A 15,989-nucleotide genomic window follows, 5' to 3' on the forward strand; every position below is an offset into this window, starting at 1 on the left:
TGTTCCAGGAAAGGATAGGACGCAAGGATGATACAACAACAGGCAGGATGCAGAGTTAAACAAGAACAGGAACCCAGAAAAGTAATATATGTCAATCTATCCCAGTCACAAGAGCAGGCTCCGGCAGCATTACTGGATGAATGGCAGCTGATCCAGGTCAGTTCATTAGAAGCGGCCAGTGATGTGTTAAATAAGCATATGTTTCATGTGGGGCTTGTTCGCCTGGGAAAGCTGGCAGAGGATGAACGCGCAGAGCTGGAGCATTTTTTTGAACAGATGCCCTCGCTGTTCTGGATTGCTCTGATTGATGAATCCTGCATCCCGAAAGACGAGCTCAGTCGGTTGGTTTATGAGTATTTCTTTGATTATTACACCTTGCCGCTAACGGATGATGGCCATTTTCTGTCTGCCACCCTGGGACATACCTATGGCCTGGGACTGTTGAAGGAATATGAGTGGCGGCAACGCCAGTACCGGGAGGAATATCAGATGGTGGGCGCCAGCCCGGCCATCATGCTGGTGTTCAGCCAGATCCGTAAGGTTGCCGGAGTGGATGCTGCTGTACTGCTTACCGGCAGCAGCGGCACCGGTAAGGAGCTGATCGCCCGCGCCATTCACCAGCGCTCCCGCCGCCAATCGGGGCCATTTATCGCAATCAACTGTGGCGCCCTGCCCGGCAGCCTGGTTCAGGCTGAATTATTCGGTCATGAGAAAGGTGCCTTTACCGGGGCGCACTGCCGTAAAACCGGACGGATTGAAGCGGCCGCAGGGGGTACCCTGTTTCTTGATGAAATCGGCGATCTCCCCCTGGAACAACAGGTTAATCTGCTGCGCTTTTTGCAAGAAGAAACCATAGAACGGTTGGGGGGGACAGAGAGCCTGCATATCGATGCTCGGGTGATAGCGGCGACTCATGTTGATCTTGAGGCGGCGGTTCGGGATGGAGCGTTCAGGGAAGATCTTTACTATCGACTGGATGTACTCAGCATCTATGTGCCGGATCTCAAGGAGCGGGATGGTGACATCGAACTGCTGGCCAACTACTTTTTTCGGAAATTCACCCAGGATCAGCATTGCCGGATCAGGGGCTTTAGCCGCCAGGCCATTATCGCCATGAACAATCATGACTGGCCGGGAAATATCCGTGAACTGATCAACCGGGTGCGCAAGGCCATAGTGATGAGTGAAAATCGCTTGCTGACCCCGTCCGATTTGGGGCTGGAGGAGGTCGAAGCCAGCCAGTGCTTGCCGACCCTGGAGCAGGTACGGGAGCAGGCCGAGGTGTCGGCCATCAAACATAGTCTTATTCATACCGGTAATAATGTATCGTCTGCAGCTCGTATGCTGGGAATATCTCGGGTGACCCTATATCGGCTGATGGATAAATATGGGATAGGAGGAACCTCCAAAGAACGGTCTGGATAAGTGTATCTTACATGCAACACTTTTTTTGGGGCTCGATCCTCGTCCTGTTATTTATATTTAATTTCAGATAGTTGCTTATTTGGTGTGGTTTTTGCCTTTAGTTTAAGATGGTCAACGGCTGGATTGCGACAGGATAATGAATAAGGTTGTACGAATACAGGTAATGCGACGGAAAACGGGAAATGGGAGTCAGGTTATACGTGATAAAGTACCCTATTTCGGGGGCTGCGTTGAAGAGCGCTGGCCACCATATATCGTGTTATGGGATGAATACTTCCCGCGTTTTTCAGATAAAAGGCGACGGCTTATTTAGGCTAATTCTCATTTGAGTCAAAGTGCGTATTAGATGATTTTTAGGTGGCTGCAGATGATGCTCCTGCCATTCAGCACTTCATTATTAATAAATATTCGTTTTGTTCATTCATTAATGAAAAACCGAGAACTTGGCTACTGAATGCCCTTGCCGGGATGCCGAAAAACCCTTACCTGCTGGTGTCCTGGCACACCTACATTGTGACTCCTTTCAGCTTTTTCCGGTATTCCTGGGTGACAGAGCGGGCATCCTGCTGATTGGTGACTGCGGTAGGGGTAATCAGCACCACCAGTTCGGTGCGTCTGACATTGGTGCCGCTGCTGCCGAATAACCAGCCCAGGATCGGTACATGACGGAGACCGGGAACTCCCTGGCTGTCCTGAGTCTTGTTTTCCCGGATCAACCCCCCCAGCACCAGGGTTTCTCCGCTCTGAATTGCTACCCGGGTGTCTATCTTGCGCTGGGTGATGGTGGGGGAGTCGATACCCGAGGTGGTGGTTTTTGCCACATCGTTGACCTCCTGGGCTATTTCCAACACCACCATGCCGCCGGCATTGACCCTGGGGGTTACCTCGAGCAGTACCCCGGTATCCTTGAACTGGATATTGCTGGTGATATTGAGATTGTCGCTGCTGGTGTTGGTGGTTTCCGAGGTACGCACCGGTACCTGGTCGCCGACCCGTATTATGGCGGTGTGGTTATCCAGCACCATCAATGAGGGTGAAGACACCACATTGAGCTTGGAGTCGCTGGCCAGGGCGGTCAGCAGGGCACGGGTGCCGCTGGCATTGAAGACTTCATAGGTCGCCGAGGCCGCGACGCCGCCATCGAAGGGGGAGGGAATGGGCAGGCTGCCGACGGCGCCGACCCCGGTACGGCCTCCTCCCAGGTTGTGCTTGAAGAACCACTGCAGGCCATAGCGAAGTTCGTCCTCCAGGCTGACTTCCACTATGGTGGCTTCTACCAGAACTTGTAACGGCTGGATATCCAGACGCTTGATGGCCTGCTCCACCTTTTCATAATCGTTGCTGGAGGCCATTACCACCAGGGCGTTACGCTCCAGATCGGCGATGATACTGACATCGCCCACACCCAGGTTGGGCCCCTGAAGGCCAGCCAGGTTAGCAGTCGTGTTTGCAGATGAAGGCTCAGGACGACTCCGTGATGACGACTCTGTTGTTTTGGTTTTTAAGGAAGCGGCTTCAGGGCGACCCCTGTCGTTGCTAACGCTGTTTCTGCGCTGATGTTCAAACAGTTGATCCAGCAATTCGGCCAGGTTGTCGGCTCTGCCGTTTTGCACATGGTATACATACATATTCAGGCCTCGGGGATTTTCCGCCCGATCAAGCCGTTCTATCCAGATGCGGGCATCGGTCAGGTAGCGCTCCTGGGGGGTGATCACCAGCAGGGCATTGAGCCGCTCTATGGGCAGATAACGGACCATGCCGGCCAGCGGACCTTCGGCCTGATCGCCAAATATGGCCTGCAGCTCGTTGACCATGATGTCGGCGCTGGTGGCCTGCAGCCGGAACAGGCCGACCGACATGCCCCTCAGCTGATCCACATCGAAAATGCCGACCGTATCGCGGATATTTTGCAGTTCATCCCGGGTGCCAACCAGGGTCAGTATATTGCGTCTGTCGTCTACCACCAGTACCCCCTGACTGGGTTTGATGGGTTCTAGGATCTTTTCCATTTCCCGGGCGCCTATGTAGCGCATGGGCAGGATCAGCATCTGGTAGCCCCGTTCGGCGGCCAGTGCCAGGCGAGGGTTCAGGGAAGCAGGAGGCACTTCGGTGGCGGGCACTATCTCGAACAGGTTGTTGCGCTGGGTCAGGGCGGCGCCGTGGGTATGTAACAGGCTTTCCAGGGTGGGCAGCAGGGCTTCCCGCGTGATAGGGCGGCTGGTTTGCAGGTATACCTGACCGCGTACCCTGTCATCCAGGCTGTAGTTCAGCTGTAGTATGTCGCCCAGTATGGTTTTGACAACCTCGGCAATATCCGAACCCTGGAAGTTAAGTGTGATATCGCCGGGCTCCGGTTCAACTGCCGCCACCCGGCCGGCTTGTCCCAGATTGACGAAATTGCCTGACCCCCGGTAGATTTCGGATCGGTTTTGTCGGGCGACCGGGTTTTCTGCAGCCTGAATTTGTACCTGGGGAGGGCGAGGACTGCTTTGCTGAGGTTCTCGTACCTGAACCCTGTTACCGGCGGAGCCGGGTGTACTCCAGGGTTTGTCCATGGCACTCCTGTCCCCGGTGGGTGTGGTACAGGCGATTAACACGACACTGGCGAGGGCGGTAAACAGCCATTTTGTTTGGTGTGAAGTTGTCATAGTGGCACTCGCTGTTATCCCTGGTTGTCATTATTTATTTCGGTTGCCGCTTTGGTGTTTGCGTGTTGCTCCGGCTTTTCCTGCTGCGGATCTGGCTTGGTTATGCTTTCCGGCTCCGGAAGCCGCCTGGGCTCCCGGAGCTCCAACAGCAGCTGCTGCTCGCCATCCGTCAGGATAACGGCCTCGGCCTGTATTTCTTCCAGCTGCCAGCCCCCATCCAGGTACATGCCGGCTTCAAGCCGGAGGCGAGCTTCGCCCCGGCGTTGACTAAGCAGTGCCAGTTGTTGCTCGCCCTTCCATACCACCCCGGTCAGCCGCCATTTTTCCTTTAGCGCCGCCGCCGTTTCGCTGGTGTCATCGCTATCTTCGGTTTGCCGGGGACGGCGGCGGTCGTCGAACAAGGGACGGACGATGATTTCCTGAAAACTGTCAAGGGGAGGGTAGGCCGGCTGGCCCGTTCCGTTATCGCTGTTCGGCTGGGCATCAGCCGGCAAGGCCAGCAATGCCGGCAAGGTGATAATCAGCAGACGACCGAGCAGGCTGTTCATGGCACCCTCTTTTGGCTGTAACCAAGCAAATTGAAGCGGATATCCAGGGAGGGAATGTTCTGGTAGCTGGGATCCCGGCGTCGGTTGATCGGCAGATTACGGATGACCCTGATATTTCTGCGTCTGTGGCTGGCCGAGATCACCAGGTCGTTGATAAACAACATGGGCCGGCCGGATTCCAGGGCATGGAACAGGGGGACCAGCTGTCCTATCTCTCCCCTCAGATGCACCCTGATGGCGATACCAGGAAGCGGGGTCATGGTTTTGAGTTCGACGTTTTGAATACTGACCAGCTGACCACCACTGTGGCTGACCAGTTGGTTAAGGTGCTGTTGCAGCCAGGCGGAGGACAGGGAGGGGCGGGTTTCGGGCAGGTAGAGTTCGGCACTGGGATTTTCTCTTTGCAGCCTCTGCAGGGTCAGTTCGGTCTGTTCCAGATCATCGGACAAATGCCGGTAGTGGCTAAGCTGGTTTTCTAGCCGGTCCAGAGTGGCGCCCTGTTGGATAAACAGGCTGAACAGGGGATGGATAAGCAGGATGAATACCAGCAGCAGGGCACAGACCAGGATGGCGACGGCGGCCAGCTGTTGTTGTCTGGCACCGAGCCTCATGGCGCCGCCTCTTCCCCAAAACGGGCGGCCATCATGAATCTGTCTTTACCGGTGGCCGGATTGTTGGTTACCGGAGAGCTGAAACGCACATCATAAAACAGCGACGATGCTTCTATCTGGCCGATCAGTTCGGAGGCACTGGCCGACTCTCCTCTTATTTGCAGCGAGTCCTTGTTAAGTTCGAAGTGATTGAGCCAGGTATGGTCCGGCAGTAGCCGGGTCAGTTCATCAAGCAGCATCAACACGGAAGGGGCGCTTGCTTTTTCTTTCACCAGGAATAATCGGTTTGCCTGCAACGCCTCCAGCTGTTGCTTGAGTTGAGCCGTCTTTTCAGCCCGGCTCTTGGGTATCGCCAGCTCGGCCGACAGTGATTCAATTCTGGCCTGGCGCTGGTAGAGGGGGATGGCGATCACCAGCAACAGCATCACCAGTATCAGCATGCCGTTGAGGGCACGCAGGCGTTGTACCTTGCTAAGCCCGGCATTTTTCGGGGAGTTAAGGGGAATGACGGGGGAGTCCGGCAGATCGGCGGCCTGCAGTCCGGAGGGCTGTATGCCCATCTCCCTGAGTTCGGCCAGCCGGGGATCAAGCCGTGCCTTGGGGATCAGCAATAGCCCGACCAGGATCAAGGCGTTGTCTTTTTGCCACTCCAGTATGCGATAGCCAAAATAGACCTGTTGAGCCTGAAAAGGGGTATGTTTATCCATTTCGAAGGTCAGCACATTGCTCAGCTTGGCGGCGGTGATGGCGGGGAGCCGGAGCCGGGTATACAGCAATTCGGTGATGGGCAGGTAGAGCTGGATTTGTTCGGCCTGGGCCAGTAACTGTTTTTGCTCCCTGCTTGGTTGACCTTCGAGCTCCAGCGGGCTATCGAGAGAACCGGACACCAGCCGGTAGCGGCCCTGCTCAAGGTGGACGATCAGTTGTTGTTTGTGCCTGAACAGCCAGCTACGCATCCGGGCTGGCAGCAACGCAAACAGCTGGCCAGTCCACCAGTGCCAGCATCCGGATACTGTCTGGAGCAGGGGCTGGCCCCAGTGTTGCAGGCTATGCGTTAACTTTTCCCCATCCATAGGGAATCTCCATTACGAGTCGGGCTTGGCAAATAACGGTACTTTTTCTCTTGTTATTTGTTCCAGCTCTGGTTGTCCATGCCGCCAGCGCAGGGAGGCGGAAAGGCGGTAGCGACTACCTGTATCCATTCGGACTTCCGTATAGATAGTGTAGTTGACGCTGGGAGGGCCACCATACAGGAACTGCCGGGGAAGGACATGGAGGGCTGGGGGGGGCAGACCCTGCTCATGGTTGCTACGCCTGTTTTCGACAAACTGCTCAACCTGAGTTTCATCTATCTCGGGCAGGGCCAGCAGCACCTGGCGCGGTGCATACAGGGGATTGATGCCGTTGCGGGGGTTACGGACGGTCAGGCTATGACGGATATTCCGATAGATCTCCCGGGTCATCCCCAATACCTGGCGAACCTCTTCTACCGTTTCAAAGGGACCATCTCGGGGACCATAATTCCGAGCGGCAGTCCGATAGTCGTCATATTCTGCCCCGTTGAGCCGCCTGAGGTCATCCCTGTCCCGCCAGTCCTGGATGGCGTCCACCAGCTCGGCGCGTTGGTGGTCTTCCACTCCGGCGGTCCTCAGCAGGCCATCCAGCAATGCCGGACCGGCGGTATTCAGATCGATGAGACCGCTTTCGTTGAAGATGGCGATCCAGATTTCGTTGCCATCCATCGGCACGAGATAGGGACTGCCATCGGCCAGCCAGGGCCTTTGTGCTTCGGTCATTCCCTGATTGACCAGCGCCAGTTGTATACCTGCTTCGGCGAGGTAGCGAGCCTGTACTGCACCAACGATATTGCTGCTCTGTTGCCCCTGGCTTCGGCTGGTCAGTGACAGGCTGGTGGCGAGCAGGGTCAGCAGCATCAGCACCCAGAGTACGCTGACCAGGGCTATGCCCCGCTGCCGGTCAGAAGTCATCTTTGGTCTCATATACATTGTTCCTGGGGGTAACCATCAGCGCCGGCCAGACACCCTGCTCCCGGTCGTCCTCCATCTGCAGCAGTATCAATTCCGGCAACCTGTCTTCATTCAGCCATTCCTGCTGCCAGTCGGGCGGGGTGTCTGTCTCCTTGGCCCGGTAGGACAGGGTCAGGCCATCGACGGACAGGGTCAGCAGCGGTGCTATCAGCCCTTGTGTTCGGAAGTCTGACTGCAGCAAAGCCCAGTCCACACTTTGTTCATTCTCATTCTGACCGAAGGGCTGGGTTTTAAGTTGCAGTAGTGGACGCTGTGGATCGGTTTCGTCCAGAGCCAGATAAAACCAGGCATTTTGTGCCACGCTTGCTGACGGCCGGGATGTCAGCAGCTGTTGCGGCAGGGGGGCCAGGAAGATCAGTTCACTTTCGGTGCCCTGAAAAGACAGCAGCTGGTTGTCTGCCGGATCCCAGATATCCATGGATATGGCCTGTTCCAGCTGGCGGCGCAGGAAATGCTGTACCTGCACTCCTTCACTGATCGTCACACTGTGGGTATTGACGGTTTCCCAGGTCCTGCTCGCCAGGCGAAAACCGCTGAAGATCAGGCCGGCCAGCAGGGTCAGCAGCATCAGCGCCACCATCAGTTCCAGCAGGGTAAAGCCGCGTGGCTTCTTCATGGCCCGGCTTCCCTGACCAGACGCAGGGTGGACAGGCTGAGAGCCTGTTCCCTTCCCCAGCCCACGGTTACCGATAGCCGGTAGGGCACCAAGGGGGTATCCTGGTCGGTCATCTGGTGCAGATCGAATGGCTCGATTCGTGTTTGCCACCAGTATTTGTCATCGAAGCGACCCTGGTCTCGTCCCGCTTGCAGGGTCCGGCCGGCGGCCAGTTCCACCAACTTGGACTCGGCCAGCAACAGCGCCATTTGTTGTTCTCCGGCCACCTGGGCGGTACGGGTAGCAAGCGAGAAGAGTTGTAGCAAAACGCCCAGGGTGACCGTCAGCACCGCGAATGCCACCAGTACTTCCAGCAGGGAAAAACCGCGGGCCTTATTCATGTACGTTTACCTTCCCGGTCAGCCAGTTGACCTCGATAAGGTATTGCCGGGACGAGGACGAGACGATAACCATGCCGCCACTGGCGCTGCCGTCCGGATAAAAAACAAGCAATGGGGGCTGTGCCGCCTGGGAGTCGTTTGTCGGCTGCAGCTGCAGCCCGATATTATCCGGCCAGGGATAGACATTGTCGGCTACCCGGGTTTCCCGTGCCTCTGCATCTAAGTTCAGGGCCACCTCTTCCCCCCGGCTGATGGCCTGGCTGCGCGCCAACCGCAGCAGGGCTGCGGTTTGTCGGCTATAGACTTTCAACTCGACGCCGGGCAGCAGGGCGGCAAACCTGGGCGTCACCACCGCCAGTGCCAGCATGGCGATTACCAGCACCACCAGGAGCTCCAGCAGGGTAAAGCCGCGCTTCACGTTATTCCCAGCTGCCCACATCCCGAGCTTCACCCTCGCCGCCTTCCTGGTTGTCCGAACCCAGGCTGAACAGATCGTATTCGCCATACTGGCCCGGATTGCGGTACTGGTAGTCGTTGCCCCAGGGATCCCGGGGGATATTTTTCTTGGTGAGGTAGGGGCCGTTCCAGCCGCGGGTGTCGGTGGGTCGGGTGAGCAGGGCCTCCAGTCCCTCGGAGGAGGAGGGGTAACGGCCGACTTCCAGCCGGTACAGATCGAGCGCCGTACCCAGCTCCTTAATCTGCAGGCTGGCGGTTTTGGTCTTGGAGCCCCCCAGTTGTTTGAATACCTGGGGGCCGACCAGGCTGGCCAGCAGGCCGAGGATCACCAGTACCACCAGCAGTTCCAACAGGGTAAAACCAAGCAAGAAATGACGGATCCTGTTATACACAGTTACCTCCCTATACAGGCAGTTCGCTGATGCTGAGTATCGCCACCAGGATGGAGATGATGATACCGGCGATGATGATACCCAGGCCGACGATCAGCAGCGGCTCCAGTATGGTCAGTAGTCGGTGAATGGCATTTTCCACCTCCCGGTCGTAGGTATCCGCCACCTTGAGCAGCATCTCCTCCAGTTGCCCGGTTTCTTCCCCCACCTGGATCATCTGTATCGCCAGCGGGGGAAACTGCCCCGATGCCAGCAGCGGGGCGGCCAGGCGTTTGCCCGACTTCAGGCTGTCTGCCGCGGCGGCCAGGGTCCTGGTCATCTGGCTGTTGACCAGGGTATCCCTGGCGATGTTCAGGGCGTTTAGAAGGGGCACGCCACCTTTCATCAGGGTGCCCAGGCTGCGGCTGAAGCGGGCCACTTCCAGCCGCCTGATCAGTTCGCCCGCCAGCGGCAGCCGAAGCAGGAAGCCATCCCAGGCCAGCCGTTTTTCGGGCCGCTGCAGCTGGCGTTGTCCGGCAATCAGTATCAGCAACAGCGCCAGCAGCAGCCAGAGTCCCATATCCCTGAGGAATTCGGCGACCCCGATCACCACCCGGGTAGCCAGTGGCAGGGTCTGGCCCATATCGGCAAACAGTTGTTGAAACTGGGGGATGACATAGGTGAGGATGATCAGCAGGGAGGCGGCCGAGACCAGCAGCAGTATGGCCGGGTAGAGCAGGGCCGATAGCGCCTTTTCCTTGAGCTGGCGGCTGCGCTCCATATAGATGGCGAGATCAGTCAGCCCCTGCTCCAGGGTACCGGCCACTTCGGCGGCCTTGACCATGTTGAGATAAAAATGGGAGAAGGCGGCCTCCTGCTCGGCCAGCACATGGGACAGGGACTGGCCGCGGCGCACCCCTTCCTGGATCTGTCCGAGCAGTTTGATATCGGCGGGATTGTTGCGTACCTGCATCATGATGCCCAGGGCCCGCTCCAGTGGGATACCCGCCTTGAGCAGGGCGGCCAGGTCCTGGGTCAGTACCTGGATCTGGCGTTCACCCACGGCCTTTTTTGTCAGTCGCAGGCTGAAGCCTGCCGGTTTACCCTGATGGCCATTCGTCGGCTCTACCGAAAGGGGGATCAGGCCCCTGTGCTGCAGCAGGTGCACTATGGCCTGCTGATTGCTGCCTTCCAGCCGCCCTTCCTGGGTCTCGCCCTGCTGATTGACCGCCTTGAAGTAATAGAGCGCCATCTCAGGACTCCTGGGTGACGCGGATCACCTCTTCCACATTGGTGAGCCCGGCCAACGCCTTTTGAATGCCGTCGCCGTACATGGTTCGCATGCCGCTGTTAATCGCGGTCTGCTGGATCTTGCCGGCGTCGGCGTGGCTTAGAACCAGCTTGCGAATGTCGTCATTCATGGTGAGCAGCTCCTGAATGGCCAGCCGACCGTGGTAGCCGGTACCGGCGCACCGGTTGCAGCCTGTGGGCCGGTACAGCCTTATGTTGCCGCCAGGCCTGGATGATGTGAGCCTGAGTTCGCTAACCAGCTCAGGTAGCGGGCTGTACTCTTCCTTGCAGTGGGCGCAGAGCACCCGTACCAGCCGTTGACCGATCACCCCATTGAGGGTGGAGGTGAGCAGATAGTCTTCCACCCCCATTTCCAATAGCCGGGTAACGCTGCTGGCGGCATCATTGGTGTGCAAGGTGGATAGTACCAGGTGGCCGGTGAGCGCCGACTGTACGCAGATGCGGGCGGTTTCAAGATCGCGCATTTCCCCTACCATGATCACATCCGGATCCTGGCGCACTATGGATCTGAGGGCGCTGGCGAAGGTCAGCCCGATACCGGGTTTGACATGGATTTGGTTGATCCCCTCCAGCTGATACTCGACAGGGTCTTCCACCGTGATCAGCTTGCGCTCTATGGTATTGAGCTGATTTAACGCCGTGTACAGGGTGGTGGTTTTGCCGCTGCCGGTGGGGCCAGTGACCATGACCATGCCGTGGGGGATTTTGAGCACCTTTTGCAGCCTGGTCTTGGTGTCATCGGCAAAGCCCAGGGTGTCGAAGTCGAGCACCACGCTTTCCCGGTTCAGCAAGCGCATCACCAGGCTTTCGCCATGCATGGTGGGCACGGTAGAGACCCGGATATCCAGATCCTGCCCCTGGATTTTCAGCTCGATACGGCCGTCCTGGGGCAGCCGTCGCTCGGCGATATTGAGCCGGGCCATGATCTTGATGCGGGAAATGATGGCCGGCGTCATGTTGACCGGCGGCGCCTCGCTTTCCTGCATTACCCCGTCAATGCGATAGCGGATCTTGAGGCGGTTTTCGAAGGGCTCGACATGGATATCGGAGGCCCTCAGTTCCACCGCTTTCTGGATGATCAGGTTCACCAGGCGGATCACCGGGGCCTCGCTGGCCATGTCCTTCAGCTGCTCTATGCTTTCTTCCCCTTCGTCCTGCTGATCCACCGACGACATGATATCGCCCATCTGGCTCTGACCCTCCCCGTAGAACTTTTCTATCGCCGTCGCTATCTCCGAGCCGACGCCTACCTGCAGCCGGATCGGCTGCTGGCAAGCCATGGTCAGGGCCTTGATGGCAAAGTCATGCCGGGGATTGGCGATGGCCACCACCAGGGCGTCTTGTTCCTGGCGCAAGGGGACCAGCTGGTGTTCTTTCAGGAAGCGGTAGGACAAGGGGGTGTCGATGGGCGATGACAAGGGGTATTCATCGCTCCGGCTCAGGGGTAATGCGGTTATCTCCGCCAGGCACCTGGCCAAATCCCGTTCGGACACCATGCCCAGGTTAAGCAGCAGTGAGGTCAGCGGGGCTGTGCCAGGCTGGCTGTTGCGCATTCGCTCGACACGCAGCAGGTCTTTTTCGGTAATATGTCCGGCCTTGAGCAGCGCCTGTCCCAGCGACTCCTGGCCTGTTAACGGCTGCTGTCCCGTGTCCATACTGCTCCCTCCCTGGGCATACAGATAAAGCATAGACGGCTTTGGCCTGGCACAGGGGGAGGGTGGGTCAGACATTATGGGGAGTGCTGTATAAATATTTTAAATTTAAGAATATTTATTTATATGGTTACCATTGACGGCGTCCCGGTTTTCATATTTCAATGGGCGCCCCAATCTGTGTCTCAGATAGGACTTTTAAAACATAATAACAAGGACAGGTGATGACCTATATCCATGACACCATCGTCAGACTCCAAAAAACCAGCCCGGCACAAGCAGAATTCTATCAGGCAGTAGAGGAAGTATTGGACTCATTGCAGCCTATCCTCGAAACCAGCGAGCAATACAAGCGACACGCCATTATCGAGCGCATAGTCGAACCCGAGCGGCAGATCATGTTCCGGGTACCCTGGGTCGATGATCAGGGCAACGTGCAGGTGAACAAGGGTTACCGCATCGAGTTCAACTCGGCCCTGGGCCCGTACAAGGGCGGCCTGCGTTTTCACCCCAGCGTCAACGCCGGTATCATCAAGTTTCTCGGTTTTGAACAGATCTTCAAAAACGCCCTGACCGGCCTGCCCATCGGCGGCGGCAAGGGGGGCGCTAACTTCGATCCCAAGGGCAAATCTGACGGCGAAATCATGCGTTTCTGCCAGTCATTTATCAATGAGCTGTATCGTCATATCGGCCCGACCACGGACGTGCCGGCCGGTGATATCGGCGTGGGAGCCCGCGAGATCGGTTATATGTTCGGCCAGTACAAGCGTCTGACCGGCAACTACGACGGCGTGTTCACCGGCAAGAGCCTGCTGTGGGGAGGCTCCCTGGTGCGCAAGGAAGCCACCGGCTATGGTTGCGTCTACTTCGCCCAGTATATGCTGGAAGCCAAGGGTGACACCCTGGCCGGCAAGCGCTGCCTGGTATCCGGTGCCGGCAACGTGGCCATCTACACCATCGAGAAGCTATATCAGCTGGGGGCCCGACCGGTGACCTGCTCCGACTCCAGCGGGACTGTCTACCACGAAACAGGTATTAACCTGGAGACCCTGAAAGAGCTCAAGGAAGTACGCAAGGTGCGTCTGAACGAGTACGTGACCGCTCATCCGGAAGCCAAGTTCATCCCCGCCGCCGACTACCCGGCAGACGGCAACGCGGTATGGCGTATACCGGCCGAGCTGGCCTTCCCCTGTGCCACCCAGAACGAGCTGTCCGAAGCCGATGCCCAGGCCCTGGTGGCCAACGGTGTTATCGGTGTGTCCGAAGGCGCCAACATGCCGTCCACCCAGGATGCGGTAGAAGTGTTCCTGGATGCCAAAATCTGCTACGGCCCGGGCAAGGCCGCCAACGCCGGCGGTGTGGCCACCAGCCAGCTGGAAATGGCCCAGAACGCCAGCATGCAGCGCTGGAGTTTCGAGGAAGTGGACGAAAAGCTGAAGGTGATCATGAAGAACATCTTCCTGAGCGCCAGCGGAACCGCAGCCGAGTTCGGTGAGCCCCACAACCTGGTGTTGGGCGCCAACATCGCCGGTTTCCGTCGGGTTGCCGACGCCATGATAGAGCAGGGCGTGGTGTAAGCTCAGCCCATGCCACTGTCATGATGTGAAAAAGCCCGGTTTTCCGGGCTTTACTTTTTTCAGCGCCAGGGTGGATGCCTATCGTTCGGCGGCCACCACCGAAATTTCCACCAGCAGCTCGGGACGGGCCATGGCGGCCTCGACACAGGCGCGGGCCGGGGCATGACCCTCGGGTACCCAGGCATCCCAAACCGCGTTCATGGCGGCGAAGTCGGCCATGGTGTTCAGGTAGATGGTGGCGGACAGCATATGCTCGCGGCTGGAACCGGCCTGAGTCAGCAGCTCATCCACTTTTTCCAGCATGGTGCGGGTCTGTTCGGTAATATCCTGGGTGGCGTCTTTGCAGACCTGACCACAGAGGTAAATGGTACCATTGTGTTTGACGATGCGGCTCATCCGCTGACCGACTTCCTGACGTGTAATGGTCATTAATACTCCTTTTATGCGATAAAGATGGCGGTATATCCTAGCAGCTTATGGAAAGGCTGTCGGCCTGAACTGTTTTTTGTGTGAGCGAGGCGAAAAGTATGGCGTTGATCAGCGATCTGTATCTGTATCCCATCAAATCGGCGGCGGCCATCCGTGTGTCCGAAGCCTGGGTGTCCCGAGAAGGGTTGCAAGGTGATCGCCGCTATATGCTGGCCAGACCCGACGGCACTTTTGTGACCGCCCGTACCCATCCCCGGTTACAACAGGTACTGGTGAGCCGGGCCGCCGACGGACTCGGCGTCGAGTATCCCGGGCTGCCCGGATTGAAGGTGCGGGTGGCGGATTTCAAGTGCCAGCCGGTGGCCACCAGGGTCTGGAGCGACAGTTTTAGCGCCTGGAGCACCCACCCGGATTATGACGCCTGGTTCAGTCGGGTTGCCGGTGAGCCGGTGCAGCTGCTGTGGGTGGGAGAGCAGTCCGGCCGCTATCGGGAAAAGCAGGGTATCCGCGTCGGCTTTGCCGATGGCTATCCGCTGTTGCTGATCTCACAGGCTTCGCTTGCGGATCTCAACCTGCGGGCCGATGCCGTGCAGCAGATGTCCCAGTTTCGCACCAACCTGGTGGTAGCGGGTACCCGACCATTCGAAGAAGACGGCTGGCGGCGGATCCGTATCGGCGAGGTGGAGTTCCGGGTAGCCAAGCCCTGTAGTCGCTGCATCATGACCACCATAGAGCCGGGCAGTGGGCGTTTCAACCGTATGAAAGAGCCGCTTGCCACTCTGACCCGCTACCGTCGAGGTGACGACGGCGAGGTCTATTTCGGCCAAAACCTGGTGGCGCTCAACGAGGGCGAAATCCGGGCAGGGGATGAGGTAGAAGTGCTGGAGTATGCCCCGGCACCGGACTATCCGGATGCGGCTCCCAAACGGCGTGCCTTGCTCTGTGTCGAACGGGAGCCGCTGGCCCGGGATATGGACACCTACTGGCTGGAAGCATTGGACGGCAAGCCGCTGGCCGATTACCAGCCGGGTCAGCATCTTCCGGTAGCCCTGGATATCGATGGCAAGCGGCATCTGCGCCATTACACCCTGAGTTCCAGCCCGACCCGTCCAGGTCGCTACGGCATCAGTGTCAAGCGCCATCCGCATGGTCTGGTGTCCAACTGGCTGGGGCGCGTCCTGCAGCCCGGCTCCCAACTGCTGGCCCATGCGCCGGCGGGCAGCTTCTGTTTAAAGCCGGCGACCAGCTACCTGCTGTTGTCGGCGGGCTCGGGCGTCACGCCCATGCTGTCCATGGTGCGGGCCATGGCGGATCTCGATCAGCTGCAGGATGTGGTCTTTATGCATGTCTGCCGCGAGGAACGGGATATTCCCGCACGCGCAGAACTGACCGCGCTGGCCGCCCTTCATCCGGGCCTGCGCCTGATCTTTATCCTGACCCGGCCGGGGCGGGACTGGTCCGGGCCTTCCGGCCGGCTTGAGCCGGGCCACCTGGTCGGCATCCCGGACTTGCAGCAAAGACAGGTGTATCAGTGCGGACCGGCAGACTTCATGGATAAGGCCGGCGCCTGGCTGCAGGCCTTGGGTGTGCCTGCCCGGCAGATTGCCCGGGAGAGTTTCGGTGGCCTGGTCGCATCGGATGTTTCACGTGAAACACGGGCGGTGAAGATACGGCTGGGCCGACAGGAGTTTACCGGCAATAACCAGCAGGATCTGCTGACTCAGGCGGAAGGACAGGGCATCAACCTGCCCTGGTCCTGCCGGGCCGGAATCTGCGGCAGTTGCAAGCAGAGCCTGAAAACGGGCGAGGTGGTCCAGCCGGATGCGCCGGCCTTGTCCAGGGTTGAACGGGAGGCCGGGGTTATCCTGGCCTGCTGCTGCGTGCCGCTAACGGATGTGGAGCTGGAATAAGGGCCCT

General features: G+C 58.3%; 15 protein-coding genes. 3 read left to right on the forward strand and 12 right to left on the reverse strand.

Annotated features, from left to right (window positions below; all coding sequences use genetic code 11):
- The first annotated feature begins 27 nt into the window (after positions 1 to 27).
- A complete protein-coding gene (locus DCS96_RS16190) occupies positions 28 to 1,425 on the forward strand; it encodes a sigma-54 dependent transcriptional regulator (RefSeq protein ID WP_116475448.1) in 1,398 nt (465 codons plus the stop codon).
- A gap of 506 nt (positions 1,426 to 1,931) precedes the next feature.
- Here DCS96_RS16190 and gspD read toward each other — a convergent pair.
- Genes gspD through gspE form a run of 11 tightly spaced genes read right to left on the reverse strand, consistent with a single transcriptional unit; the run spans position 1,932 to position 12,069 of the window.
- Positions 1,932 to 4,073 (reverse strand): type II secretion system secretin GspD, encoded by a 2,142-nt coding sequence (gene gspD, locus DCS96_RS16195; protein WP_116475449.1) that lies wholly within the window; start codon positions 4,071 to 4,073, stop codon positions 1,932 to 1,934.
- A gap of 14 nt (positions 4,074 to 4,087) precedes the next feature.
- On the reverse strand, positions 4,088 to 4,621 hold the full coding sequence (locus tag DCS96_RS16200) for a DNA utilization family protein (RefSeq protein ID WP_116475450.1): 534 nt from the start codon (positions 4,619 to 4,621) through the stop codon (positions 4,088 to 4,090).
- Complete coding sequence (gspM, locus tag DCS96_RS16205; RefSeq protein WP_116475451.1) at positions 4,618 to 5,232, reverse strand: type II secretion system protein GspM; 615 nt, start codon at positions 5,230 to 5,232, stop codon at positions 4,618 to 4,620. The genes DCS96_RS16200 and gspM overlap by 4 nt, the downstream gene beginning before the upstream one ends.
- Positions 5,229 to 6,305, reverse strand: coding sequence for a PilN domain-containing protein (locus DCS96_RS16210; protein ID WP_116475452.1), 1,077 nt, complete (start codon positions 6,303 to 6,305; stop codon positions 5,229 to 5,231). The genes gspM and DCS96_RS16210 overlap by 4 nt, the downstream gene beginning before the upstream one ends.
- A gap of 12 nt (positions 6,306 to 6,317) precedes the next feature.
- Positions 6,318 to 7,220: a type II secretion system minor pseudopilin gene (locus DCS96_RS16215; protein ID WP_116475453.1), complete on the reverse strand. Its 903-nt coding sequence runs from the start codon at positions 7,218 to 7,220 to the stop codon at positions 6,318 to 6,320.
- The gene (locus tag DCS96_RS16220; protein ID WP_116475454.1) at positions 7,210 to 7,896 is read right to left on the reverse strand and encodes a prepilin-type N-terminal cleavage/methylation domain-containing protein; all 687 of its coding nucleotides are present in this window, start codon (positions 7,894 to 7,896) and stop codon (positions 7,210 to 7,212) included. The genes DCS96_RS16215 and DCS96_RS16220 overlap by 11 nt, the downstream gene beginning before the upstream one ends.
- Positions 7,893 to 8,276: a type IV pilus modification PilV family protein gene (locus DCS96_RS16225; RefSeq protein WP_116475455.1), complete on the reverse strand. Its 384-nt coding sequence runs from the start codon at positions 8,274 to 8,276 to the stop codon at positions 7,893 to 7,895. Before DCS96_RS16225 ends, DCS96_RS16220 begins: the two co-directional genes overlap by 4 nt.
- Positions 8,269 to 8,694 (reverse strand): GspH/FimT family pseudopilin, encoded by a 426-nt coding sequence (locus DCS96_RS16230; RefSeq protein ID WP_232818303.1) that lies wholly within the window; start codon positions 8,692 to 8,694, stop codon positions 8,269 to 8,271. Before DCS96_RS16230 ends, DCS96_RS16225 begins: the two co-directional genes overlap by 8 nt.
- Before the next feature lies 1 nt (position 8,695).
- On the reverse strand, positions 8,696 to 9,124 hold the full coding sequence (gspG, locus tag DCS96_RS16235; protein WP_116475457.1) for a type II secretion system major pseudopilin GspG: 429 nt from the start codon (positions 9,122 to 9,124) through the stop codon (positions 8,696 to 8,698).
- Between the two features lie 10 nt (positions 9,125 to 9,134).
- The gene (locus tag DCS96_RS16240; RefSeq protein WP_116475458.1) at positions 9,135 to 10,355 is read right to left on the reverse strand and encodes a type II secretion system F family protein; all 1,221 of its coding nucleotides are present in this window, start codon (positions 10,353 to 10,355) and stop codon (positions 9,135 to 9,137) included.
- Position 10,356: 1 nt separating this feature from the next.
- The gene (gspE, locus tag DCS96_RS16245) at positions 10,357 to 12,069 is read right to left on the reverse strand and encodes a type II secretion system ATPase GspE (RefSeq protein WP_116475459.1); all 1,713 of its coding nucleotides are present in this window, start codon (positions 12,067 to 12,069) and stop codon (positions 10,357 to 10,359) included.
- Between the two features lie 221 nt (positions 12,070 to 12,290).
- On the opposite strand from gspE, the gene gdhA reads away from it, so the two are divergent.
- Positions 12,291 to 13,643, forward strand: a complete 1,353-nt coding sequence (gdhA, locus tag DCS96_RS16250) for an NADP-specific glutamate dehydrogenase (protein WP_116475460.1) — start codon at positions 12,291 to 12,293, stop codon at positions 13,641 to 13,643.
- A 78-nt stretch (positions 13,644 to 13,721) separates the two neighbouring features.
- Here the strand turns inward: gdhA and DCS96_RS16255 are convergent, their stop codons facing one another.
- Positions 13,722 to 14,072: a RidA family protein gene (locus DCS96_RS16255; protein WP_116475461.1), complete on the reverse strand. Its 351-nt coding sequence runs from the start codon at positions 14,070 to 14,072 to the stop codon at positions 13,722 to 13,724.
- A 98-nt stretch (positions 14,073 to 14,170) separates the two neighbouring features.
- On the opposite strand from DCS96_RS16255, the gene DCS96_RS16260 reads away from it, so the two are divergent.
- Complete coding sequence (locus DCS96_RS16260) at positions 14,171 to 15,982, forward strand: hybrid-cluster NAD(P)-dependent oxidoreductase (protein WP_116475462.1); 1,812 nt, start codon at positions 14,171 to 14,173, stop codon at positions 15,980 to 15,982.
- Positions 15,983 to 15,989: the final 7 nt, after the last annotated feature.

Origin of the sequence: Zobellella maritima (genome assembly GCF_003075035.1) — a bacterium.
GTDB classification, from domain to species: domain Bacteria; phylum Pseudomonadota; class Gammaproteobacteria; order Enterobacterales; family Aeromonadaceae; genus Oceanimonas; species Oceanimonas maritima.